This is a genomic window from Sedimentibacter sp., assembly GCF_033447055.1.
Classification (GTDB): Bacteria; Bacillota; Clostridia; order Tissierellales; family Sedimentibacteraceae; genus Sedimentibacter.
On sequence record NZ_JAWQJF010000131.1, the window covers coordinates 18,453 to 29,059 of the forward strand.

14 protein-coding genes are annotated in these 10,607 nt (G+C 30.9%); 11 read left to right on the forward strand and 3 right to left on the reverse strand.

All coding sequences use genetic code 11. From position 1 onward, the window contains the following. The first annotated feature begins 2 nt into the window (after nucleotides 1-2). Nucleotides 3-617, forward strand: a complete 615-nt coding sequence (locus tag SA378_RS09055) for a V-type ATP synthase subunit D (RefSeq protein ID WP_318525668.1) — start codon at nucleotides 3-5, stop codon at nucleotides 615-617. Nucleotides 618-665: 48 nt separating this feature from the next. On the opposite strand, the gene SA378_RS09060 is transcribed toward SA378_RS09055, so the two are convergent. The 3 genes from SA378_RS09060 to SA378_RS09070 all read right to left on the reverse strand — a co-directional run bounded on the left by SA378_RS09060 (nucleotide 666) and on the right by SA378_RS09070 (nucleotide 3,927). Continuing rightward, a complete protein-coding gene (locus tag SA378_RS09060; protein ID WP_318525669.1) occupies nucleotides 666-1,571 on the reverse strand; it encodes a ribonuclease Z in 906 nt (301 codons plus the stop codon). Nucleotides 1,572-1,701: 130 nt separating this feature from the next. Then, entirely contained in the window at nucleotides 1,702-2,655 is a 954-nt protein-coding gene (locus SA378_RS09065) for a hypothetical protein (protein ID WP_318525670.1), read from the reverse strand. A gap of 51 nt (nucleotides 2,656-2,706) precedes the next feature. After that, the gene (locus SA378_RS09070; RefSeq protein WP_318525671.1) at nucleotides 2,707-3,927 is read right to left on the reverse strand and encodes a nucleotidyltransferase; all 1,221 of its coding nucleotides are present in this window, start codon (nucleotides 3,925-3,927) and stop codon (nucleotides 2,707-2,709) included. 274 nt (nucleotides 3,928-4,201) lie between these two features. Here SA378_RS09070 and cobU point away from each other — a divergent pair, with 274 nt between their 5' ends. From cobU to SA378_RS09120, 10 genes are all read left to right on the forward strand, one after another. Further along, on the forward strand, nucleotides 4,202-4,795 hold the full coding sequence (gene cobU, locus SA378_RS09075) for a bifunctional adenosylcobinamide kinase/adenosylcobinamide-phosphate guanylyltransferase (protein WP_318525672.1): 594 nt from the start codon (nucleotides 4,202-4,204) through the stop codon (nucleotides 4,793-4,795). Then, nucleotides 4,777-5,511, forward strand: a complete 735-nt coding sequence (cobS, locus tag SA378_RS09080; protein WP_318525673.1) for an adenosylcobinamide-GDP ribazoletransferase — start codon at nucleotides 4,777-4,779, stop codon at nucleotides 5,509-5,511. Before cobU ends, cobS begins: the two co-directional genes overlap by 19 nt. 2 nt (nucleotides 5,512-5,513) lie before the next feature. Next, nucleotides 5,514-6,086 carry a histidine phosphatase family protein gene (locus SA378_RS09085; protein WP_318525674.1) on the forward strand — a complete coding sequence of 191 codons (573 nt, stop codon included), beginning with the start codon at nucleotides 5,514-5,516 and terminating at the stop codon, nucleotides 6,084-6,086. Between the two features lie 51 nt (nucleotides 6,087-6,137). Beyond that, a complete protein-coding gene (locus SA378_RS09090) occupies nucleotides 6,138-7,334 on the forward strand; it encodes an acetate kinase (protein ID WP_318525675.1) in 1,197 nt (398 codons plus the stop codon). Nucleotides 7,335-7,409: 75 nt separating this feature from the next. Further along, nucleotides 7,410-7,913 carry a DUF177 domain-containing protein gene (locus SA378_RS09095; protein ID WP_318525676.1) on the forward strand — a complete coding sequence of 168 codons (504 nt, stop codon included), beginning with the start codon at nucleotides 7,410-7,412 and terminating at the stop codon, nucleotides 7,911-7,913. A gap of 13 nt (nucleotides 7,914-7,926) precedes the next feature. Beyond that, a complete protein-coding gene (gene rpmF, locus SA378_RS09100) occupies nucleotides 7,927-8,109 on the forward strand; it encodes a 50S ribosomal protein L32 (protein WP_318525677.1) in 183 nt (60 codons plus the stop codon). Nucleotides 8,110-8,244: 135 nt separating this feature from the next. Further along, nucleotides 8,245-9,243: a phosphate acyltransferase PlsX gene (plsX, locus tag SA378_RS09105; protein WP_318525678.1), complete on the forward strand. Its 999-nt coding sequence runs from the start codon at nucleotides 8,245-8,247 to the stop codon at nucleotides 9,241-9,243. Further along, the gene (acpP, locus tag SA378_RS09110) at nucleotides 9,240-9,479 is read left to right on the forward strand and encodes an acyl carrier protein (protein WP_318525679.1); all 240 of its coding nucleotides are present in this window, start codon (nucleotides 9,240-9,242) and stop codon (nucleotides 9,477-9,479) included. The genes plsX and acpP overlap by 4 nt, the downstream gene beginning before the upstream one ends. A 148-nt stretch (nucleotides 9,480-9,627) precedes the next feature. Next, complete coding sequence (rnc, locus tag SA378_RS09115; RefSeq protein WP_318525680.1) at nucleotides 9,628-10,341, forward strand: ribonuclease III; 714 nt, start codon at nucleotides 9,628-9,630, stop codon at nucleotides 10,339-10,341. Next, on the forward strand, nucleotides 10,334-10,582 hold the full coding sequence (locus tag SA378_RS09120) for a hypothetical protein (RefSeq protein ID WP_318525681.1): 249 nt from the start codon (nucleotides 10,334-10,336) through the stop codon (nucleotides 10,580-10,582). Before rnc ends, SA378_RS09120 begins: the two co-directional genes overlap by 8 nt. The last annotated feature ends 25 nt before the right edge of the window (nucleotides 10,583-10,607 follow it).

Below are 10,607 nucleotides of genomic sequence, written 5' to 3' on the forward strand. Positions count from 1 at the left end.
TTATGGCAGTCTTAGTTGCACCTACTAAATCAAACTTAATTAAGGCGAAGTCATCCCTTGCACTTTCTAAAAAAGGATATGAACTTCTAGATAAAAAAAGGAATGTTTTACTTAAGGAAATGATGGTGCTCGTTAATAAGGCGAAAGTAGTGAATAGTGAAAAATTTAATGTGTTGAAAGAAGCATATGACGTCTTACAAAAAGCTAATATTACATTGGGTGTTAAAAATGTTGAAGATATTAGCTACAGTTCACCAGAAGAAGAAGATTTTGATGTTCTTTTGAAAAGTGTAATGGGTATTGACATTCCTACAATAAAATATAAGTCTGACGATGGTTTTTTTCCAACGTATGGAATTTATAGTTCTAATACATTTCTTGATGAATCAAGACAAAAGTTCATAAATGTAAAAGAAAAAATTTATGAATTGGCAGAATTAGAAAATTCAATATTTAAACTTGCAAAAGAAATTCAAAAGACTAAAAAAAGAACAAATGCATTGCAATACGTACAAATTCCTAAATATAAGGAACAAGTCAAATATATTCAAGAAGTATTAGAGGAAAAAGAAAGAGAAGACTTTTTCAGACTTAAAAGACTTAAAAGTAAAAAATAAAAAAATGAGATTCTTCGCTGCACAGTGTATGCCCGAAGAATCTCGTTTTTAATTTTTTATTGTTTTTTTCATTAAATCATGTCCAATGTATGTATCAGGAAAAATATTTTGAGCAAAATTAATATAGTCTTCAGGATTTATCATAGAAGGGCTGAAATGAGTAAGCCACAATTCTTTTACTTCAGCTTCCAAAGCTATATTTGCAGCTTCAGAAAATATCATATGCATTTTCTTCACGGCATTGTCATATTGAGTATCATCACCATACATTCCTTCACATATAAACAAATCGGATTTTTTAACAATATCATTTATATTTTTAACAGGCCTTGTATCGGTTACATAGGATATCTTAACAGTCTTTCTTGGTTCACCAAGTACCATGTCTGGAGTGATTGTCTTATTATCAACTGTTACGTTGTTTCCATTGTGAAGGGTTCTCCAAAATTTAACGGGAATATTAAGTTTTTCTGCCTTGTCGGGCTGAAAATGAGACTTGAGCAACAGTTCCATTGAGTATCCAACACAGTTTATATGATGATTTAATGGAATAGAAGTGATTTTTAAACCTATCTGTTCAAATTCAACCGGTTTTGTATCATGAAGTTCTGAAATTCTTACTTCATAAGGAAGATATCCACACACAATAAGCAGTGAGTTTATTATTTTTGCGCTTCCTCTCGGAGCAATAATATTTAAGGGTTCTGTTCGTCCGTTGTTTCCTATGGTGAGCAAAAGACCGGGTAAACCTGATATATGATCCGCGTGACAATGGGTAATTAATATAGTATCAATTTTACTCATGCTTAATTTACCTTTACGAAGGGAAATTTGAGTTCCTTCACCGCAATCAATTAAAATTGATTTACCGTTATATTCAATGAGACAGGATGCTAAAAACCTGTCAGGAAGAGGTACCATGCCTCCGGTGCCAATTAGTGTAACATCTATCATTTTATCACCTTATTGTTTTTTTAATTTCATTATACCTATTTTATCATTTTTTATCAATATATTATATAAAAAGAGTTGCTATGCAACTCCCTCTAGGGGGACCTATGTCCATAGGAAGAGAACTTTTCTATTATATAAAAATGAGCATCGCTATATATATAAGAGCAGATATTATTCCATGAATAAATTTATAACCAATATATCTATTTATATTAAACTTAAATTCATTTATTACAGCCATTGTTTGAAAAATTACTGACATTCCTGAAAAGCTTATTAGAAAGTTAATGACAAGTAGTTTAATTTCCATTGGCATAGAAGTTGATGATGATATTATACTGCAGCCGTTTGTAATTTCCAAAGAACCTACAAGCAATGAATAAATAATTTGGCTCATATTTGAGTTTAAGGATAGCAATAGAGTGAGTGATTTTATACTGCTGTCAAAAAACTTGGAAAGTACAGAAAAAATAACTATTACTCCACCTACTGACAATATGCCTGTTACAGATTTATAAATTGCATTGCTGAATGCTTCATTAAAAGTGACAGACTTTTGTTTTGCTTTCATACTCATGGACAACCTAGGCTCGTTTTTAACCATTAATAAACTAAGTATTATTGCTCCAAGAAAGTGGGGAATTGCTATATATTTATACAGACTGAAATCTCCAAGCATTGAAAAAGATACAGCACCTGCAATGAATTGAAAACTGCAGTCATTGGCAAACACAATTAAGTAATTGGCTTCCGTTTCATTTATTCTTTTGTTATTTGCCATTATATTCACTGCCATTGCTCCTGATGGATAACCTGAAATAAAACTAATGAAAAATGGAATAAGAGCATATTTGCTTTTAAATATTTTATTAGAAATTGAAGATATGCGTTCAAACAAGCTGTATAAGAAATTGTATTGCAGTAAAATGTTGGAAAGTATTGATATTGGAAATAAGAATGGAATTATATTATAAACCCATATTTTAAGTCCGTTAAATGCTCCTTCGGATACTATTTCAGGCTTCATAATGAAAAAACATATTAATACTAAAATTGAAATAGGTATTAAGTTTCTCTTGAACATAATACAACCTCCATAACATATTTTATTGTATATGTGGAGGTTATATGATTATTATTTATTTTTAACATATATTGCATTTTGCGTGTATTCTTGATTAATTTCTTTGTTTTTGAATGGCAGATAAAACAAATCAGTAGATTTATTTGTAAATTTAAAAACATTTAATTTATCAGCAAAAATATTGTTCTTTCTATAGTCTGAATAACGATTTATTGTTACAGTTCCAGTATTTTGAGCTAACTTAATAATTTGTTTACCCACATCATTAAAAGCTAATATTTTAATATAATTTTGATTATAAGGTAACATAAAATCATTTATGTCATCATACGTTATGCCTAAAATTATATTTAATATCATCCTTCTTAATTTAGAATATGTATATCTCTTTGATTTAAGAGCCATAATAAAATCATCTATGTTGTCATACTTGAAAATATTAGTATAAATTTTATTGTTCAATCCTTCAGAAACTTCATATATATCATTCAATCCGTCTATTCCAATATCTATTATTTTATAATACAAATAATCTAAATAATTATTTAATTTATTAAAACTTTCATGTTTTTCATAAAATTTATCAAGCATTTCTATGCTAGCCGGAGTAAGTGAGCAGGAATACTCACAAGAGTCGTTTAATATGCCTTTTCTGATAGCAGTAGCACTGTCGTAATGTCCTGTAAGATTTTTATCGTTATGGTCTTTTCCTATTCGTTTTACAGGTACGATATCCCAATTTAAATTGTATTTTATCATGCTTTTTATATATTCTACTGCAAGAACGTTATTAGGTGAAATTATGGCTTCTTTTGCTAAATCACCCAATAAAGAAACTAAAACATTCGATAAAGCATTGGGATATGATATTCCATTTTTCATTTCTTCTTTAAGCATTTTATTGTATATGGGACTATTGAGCTGTGCTTCAGCAACTTTTTTTAAAAGTAAAGTATTATCACTTTCACATCCGAAACTTAAGGCTGTTACAGGAAGTTTTTTTAGTTCGTTTATTGCAGCCAAAGAAAACATTTCTGCATTTTGGCATGAAAATGGCATTGGAAGCTCAATGACTAAATCAGCACCACCATAAATAGCAGTTTCTGCACGTTTGAACTTGTCAATTATTGCAGGCTCACCACGCTGAACAAAATTTCCGCTCATAACAACTGCTAAGCCGTCACAGCGTGACAATTCTCGTGCTTTTTTTAATTGATATTCATGCCCCATGTGAAATGGATTATATTCAGCTACAACACCTGTTATTTTCATAATACCTCCGTTTGTATTAATATATTAATTAGCTTGATTACAAAGTGTAATTTTAGACCTCGTCAGATCCTTCACTGCGTTTAGGATGACATAAACAGGGTTTGTCAACAGTCTGTATTAATATTATATTAATTTCTTTTCATCATAAAGTCAAATATAATAGATGTTTATTGCAAAAGTGCATTTTTTATAGAATTTTGTTTGATTTTTACTTTATAAATGTTATAATACTCTAGGTAGACTGCAATAGCAAATAATAAAAAATGGTGATAAAATGAGCGTAACATTTGTAATAGGCGGTGCAAGAAGTGGGAAAAGCACATTTGCTGAATTAAAAGCAAAGGAATATGCACAAAAAGTATTATATTTGGCTACAGCTGTAGTAACGGACCAGGGTATGGCTGACAGAGTGAAAAAGCATCAGGAGCAACGTCCGAAATCTTGGACAACGCTGGAGATGTATTCGAATTTTAATAACCTTGCAAATTATAATGAGTTTAATGAATCAGAAGCTATTCTTGTTGACTGTATAACAACGTTGATTGGAAATTTTATGTTTGACAGCAAACTTGATTTTGACAATTGCAATGTTGAAGAAGTTAATAAGCTTGAAGTGAAAATCACTGAAGAAGTGATGACATTAATAAATGTATGCAATGAAAACAACAAAAAACTTATTATCGTTTCAAATGAAACCGGCATGGGTGTGGTTCCCTCTTATTATATGGGTAATTATTTCAGGGACATAAGCGGAAGAATTAACAGTAAAATAGGAAGCAAGTCAGATTTTATGTATTTTGTTTTTTCGGGTATGCCTATCAAGCTTAAACACAGGGGAGAAATGGTGAAATGGCCTCAGGATTTTTAATTTTCATTTCTTTTTTTACACGAATTCCTATTGGAAGAAAAATTGAATACAATGAGGAGAAATTCAAGAAAGCATTAAGTATATATACCTTAATGGGCGCTGTAATCGGATTATTATTGTCATTGATTTATTTGATTTTTAATAGTATACATATCGTTTTTATAAGGGGACTTATTCTTGTAATTGGCTACATAGTAATTACTGGAGGAATTCATCTCGATGGAGCTGCTGATACAGCAGATGGTTTGTTTTCTGGAAGAACAGGTGAAAAAATATTTGATATAATGAGCGATTCCCACATTGGAGCTTTTGGAGTTCTGTGCCTCGTCATAATTGTCCTTTCTCAGTTTGTTGTATTTTCATTTTCTGATATTTTCACATGTTTTATGATGCCTGTTGTAGGAAGAGCAAGCCTTATTGTTGGTGCATGGAATAAAAAATATGCTAAACACACAAAAGGTATGGGAACTGCGTTTATCGAATCGATAGATACGAGGGTATTGATAATTAATTTGATGATTTTAACAGTTTTTTCGATAATGTCGCCTAGACGTCTCATTATTATTACTTCTGCCTTTGCAACACTCATGGCTTCTTATTTTATATCAGGCTTGATAGAAGATAAAATTGGAGGCATGACAGGGGATACATGCGGGTTTATCACTGAAATAAGCCAAATAATATTTATGATTTTAGTACTTTTTTTAAAGGGATAATTATGATATACTTAGTTCGCCACGGAGAATCAGAAGCAAATATAAGCAAGAGATACAGCGGTATAACAGATGTTGATTTGTCTATATTAGGCAGAGAGCAAGCTGTAAAAGCAGGCATTAATTTAAAAACGGCAGAAATATCCAGTATATTCTCAAGCCCTCTAAAGAGAGCATTTGATACTGCAAAAATTATTTCGAATGAAACAAGCTTTGATAAAAATAATATAATAGTTGAAAATTGTCTCGTTGAAGTTAATTTTGGCATATTTGAAAATATGACCTGGGAAGAAATGCAAGCTGTACATAAAGAAGAAACAGAAAAATGGATTAAAGAAAAGCACCGATATAAATTTCCTCAAGGTGAATCATATGAGGATATTATAAGACGCATTTCAGATTTTGTAGACAAAGTTTCCGATAATTCAGTAATTGTCACTCATTTTGGCGTAATACAGTCAATACTTCTGTATTTAAAAATTGCAGATGACTTTAATTTATGGAATTATAATATTTCAAATTGCGATATTGTTGTATTAAACAACAAAAAATTTGAAAGAATAATCAAATGTAATTAGATTAAAATCTCAATAGATTTTATATATAAATTTAACTTATGGAGGAATAAAATGAATGTATTAGTAATTAACTGCGGAAGTTCATCATTAAAATACCAGTTAATAAATATGAATGATGAAAGTGTATTAGCAAAAGGTTTAGTTGAAAGAATTGGTATTGAAGGCAGTGTTTTAAAACATGAAAAAGCTGGACATGACAAGGTTGTAATTCAAGAACCTATGGGAAATCACAAAGTTGCTATCAATTTAGTATTGAAAGCATTGGTTGATCCTGAACATGGAGCTGTAAAATCATTGGATGAAGTTGATGCTGTTGGACACAGAGTTGTTCATGGGGGTGAAAAATTTGCTAACTCAGTATTAATTTCTGATGAAGTTATAAATGCTATGAAGGAATGTATTGAACTTGCATCTCTTCATAATCCACCAAATATCATAGGTATAGAAGCATGCAAAGAATTATTGCCAACAGTTCCAATGGTAGGTGTATTTGATACAGCGTTCCATCAAACAATGCCTGCAGAATCTTTCATATATCCATTACCATATGAATTGTATGAAGAACTTGGAATCAGAAGATACGGCTTCCACGGAACATCACATAAATATGTATCAGAAAGAATTGCTGATTTAACTGGTAAAAGTTTAGAAGGCACTAAAATTATTACTTGCCATTTAGGAAACGGCGCAAGCCTTACAGCAATAAAAGACGGAAAATCGTTTGATACAAGTATGGGAATGACTCCTCTTGAAGGGCTTGTAATGGGAACTAGATGTGGAGACATTGACCCTGCTATAGTTACTTTCTTAATGAATAAGAAAAATATGACAACTGAACAAGTTGATAACTTAATGAATAAAAAATCTGGTGTTTTAGGTATTTCTGGCGTAAGCAGTGACTTTAGAGATATTGAAGGTGCCGCAGATAAAGGAAATAAAAGAGCAAAATTAGCATTAGATAAATTTTCTTATACTGTGAAAAAATACATAGGTTCATACGCAGCAGCTATGGGTGGTTTAGATATATTAGTATTTACAGCAGGATTAGGCGAGAATTCATCTCCTGCAAGATTCCAAATTTGCGAAGGATTAGAGTTCCTTGGAATAGAAATAGATAAAGATAGAAATATCGTAAGAGGAAAAGAAGTTGAAATTTCTACAAATAATTCTAAAGTTAAAGTATTTGTTATTCCTACTAATGAAGAATTAATGATTGCAAGAGATACAAAAATATTGGCAGCAAAATAAACTGTAAAATAAATTGCTTGACAAAAGATTTTTTTTCTCTTATAATTAACTCTGCTAAATAAAAAGGGTGGTAGTATGTTAATAAGATTAAATAAATTTTTATCATCTGATGCAGTATCTTTAAATGTTAATGAAAATTATGTTATTGATGATAAAGAATTTCTATCAAAGACATGTCTTAATACAGATATTAACTTAAAAGAAACTATATTTAAAGTTGAAGATAATATTTTGTTAAATGTAACAATTAAATATACGTTTTTAGATGAATGCGAGAGATGTTTAGAGAATTTCGACAATACAGTTGAGACAAAGTTTGAAGCAATTGTTGTACAAAAAATTAATGAAGATGAAGAATTTGATGAAATTCAATTATTAATAACAGACGGATGTGTTGTTTTAGACGAAATTATTAAACAGATGATTTATTTATCCATGCCTATGAAGTCTTTATGTAAAGCAGACTGCAAAGGCATTTGCCCGACCTGTGGAGTAAATTTAAATTATGAAAAATGTAAATGCGAAAACAATTTAACGGATCCGCGATTTAATAAATTGAAAGACCTGTTGAAGGATTAAGGGAGGTGTTAAAATGGCAGTACCTAAGAGAAGAACTTCCAAAGCTAGAAGAGATAGAAGAAGAACAGCTAAATCAAGATTAACTATTCCAAATGTTATTGAATGTCCACAATGTCATGAAGCAAAGTTACCTCACAGAGTATGTGGAGCTTGCGGATATTATGACGGCAAAGAAGTTGTAAATGTTGCAGAATAGTGGTTGACAAATTTTAATTTGGACAATTTTATTCAAATGTAAAAAGTAGTGCCGATGCACTATTTTTTTATTGCAAAAGAAAAACTTCTAAGTTATACTGATTTATGAGAAAATATAGGAACATAGAGGTGTTATATGAAAGTTGCAATTGATGCCATGGGTGGCGACAATGCACCAGAGGTTATTGTCAAAGGTAGTATTTTTGCAAGGGATGAGTACAATTTAGGAATCATTCTTACAGGAAAAGAAACAGAAATTAAAAAAATACTTGAAAAAAATACAGCAAACTTTAACAATATAGAAATTGTAAATGCTGAAGAAGTAATAACAAATGATGACAAGCCGGTTATGGCTATAAGACGTAAAAAAGATTCTTCTTTGGTTAAAGCATTAAATGTTGTTAAAAATAAGGAAGCTGATGCCATCGTTTCTGCCGGAAGCACGGGAGCACTGTTAAGCGGAGCCACTTTGATGATTGGAAGGATAGAGGGTATTGAAAGACCTGCAATCGGATCTCTCATACCTAATATGAGTGGAGGATTTGCGCTCTTAATTGATTCCGGTGCAAATGTGGATTCAAAACCTGAATTCTTATATGATTTCGCAATTATGGGTGACATATACCTAAAAAGAGTAATGAATATTGACTCTCCAAGAATAGCTCTTGCAAATATTGGAGCGGAAAAATCAAAAGGTGACAAATTAACTGTTGAAACTTACGATTTGCTTGAAAACACAACTTTACCGATGAATTTCATTGGAAATATAGAAGCGAGGGAAATACTTCAAGGAAAAGCAGACATAATAGTATGTGATGGATTTGTCGGAAATATGATTTTAAAAACTCTTGAGGGAACTGTTCTTGAATTAATGAAAGGTTTAAAAAAAGAATTAATGTCAACTACAAGATCTAAAATAGGCGGAGCACTGATAAAACCAGCATTGATTAATTTTAAAAGTAAATTTGATTATTCAGAACATGGCGGCGCACCACTTTTAGGAGTTAAGGCTCCGGTAATTAAAGCACATGGCAGTTCTGATGAAAAAGCAATTAAAAATGCAATTCGTCAGGCGAAAGTATGCTGTGAAAGCAATATAAACGGATTAATAGAAGAAAGCATAATGAGGAGGTGATTGATGTGTTTGAAAGAGTTAGAGACATAGTAGCAGATAAAATTGGTGTAGAATTAGATGAAATTTCTATGGAAACTTCTTTTGCAGATGATTTAGAAGCTGATTCAATAACTTTGTTTGAATTGGTTATGGCTATAGAAGATGAATTTGATATTGAAATTGATGATGAAAGCATTGAACAAATCAATACAGTAGGAGATATTGTCAATTACTTAGAAGAAACTATTAATAATTAAATACGTAGTTAGTAATCATTTAATTTAATAAGAAAACAATTTAGGGACGCGTTAATGCGTCCTGTATATTAAAATCATTATAATTATTTATTATTTTTATGAAACTTTTCATAACTGTAATAAGCAATTATGATTAATAGGAGGAAAAGTGATTATAGATATTAAAGAATTAAATATTTTTGAAGGTATTATAAACTATAAATTCAACAACATAACAATTTTAGAAAAATCACTTACACATAGTTCATATTCCAATGAAGATAAATCTTACAGCAGAGTAAACAATGAAAGATTGGAATTCCTAGGAGATGCAGTTTTGAGTATTTCTGTAAGCCGTTTTATATTTGATAAATTCCCGGATTATCCTGAAGGTGACTTGACGAAACTTAGATCACAAGTAGTTTGTGAAGATACTCTGAGCATGGTGGCGGAAAATTTACAAATAGGTAAATTTCTTCTTTTAGGTAAAGGAGAAGAGGCATCAGGAGGAAGAGAGAGAAAATCAATTTTAGCAGATGCTGTTGAAGCAATTATTGCAGCAATATATATTGATGGTGGGTATAAGAAGGCAGAAGAATTTGTTTTAAACAATTTGACGAAGTATATACAGCTTGCCGTAAAAGGAAATATAGTTTCAGATTTTAAGTCTTATTTGCAAGAATATTATCAAAGTAAAACTCAGACGTGTAAAATCAGATATGTTGTTACAAAGGAAGAAGGACCGGATCATGAAAAATTATTTCATGTAAATGTTTTGGTCAACAAAACAGTTGTTGGGAAAGGAATAGGCAAAAGTAAGAAACTTGCTGAACAAGATGCAGCTAAAACTGCTTTGATTGCAGAAGGACAGTGTAATGAATAAGAAAATGAAAATAATACCTATTTTTGTACCTCATATCGGATGCCCAAATGCATGTGTATTTTGTAATCAAAAAAGAATAACAGGTAAAGGTACTGTCGCTGCTAGCGCTAAATATGTAACTGATATAGTTGAGGAATGCAGAAAAACTATAGATGAGGACACATATACAGAACTTGCATTTTTTGGAGGTTCATTCACTGCAATTAATTTAAAATTGCAGGAGGAAACACAGCGATTATAACTGCGAAGAAAACAAACTCGTCAAA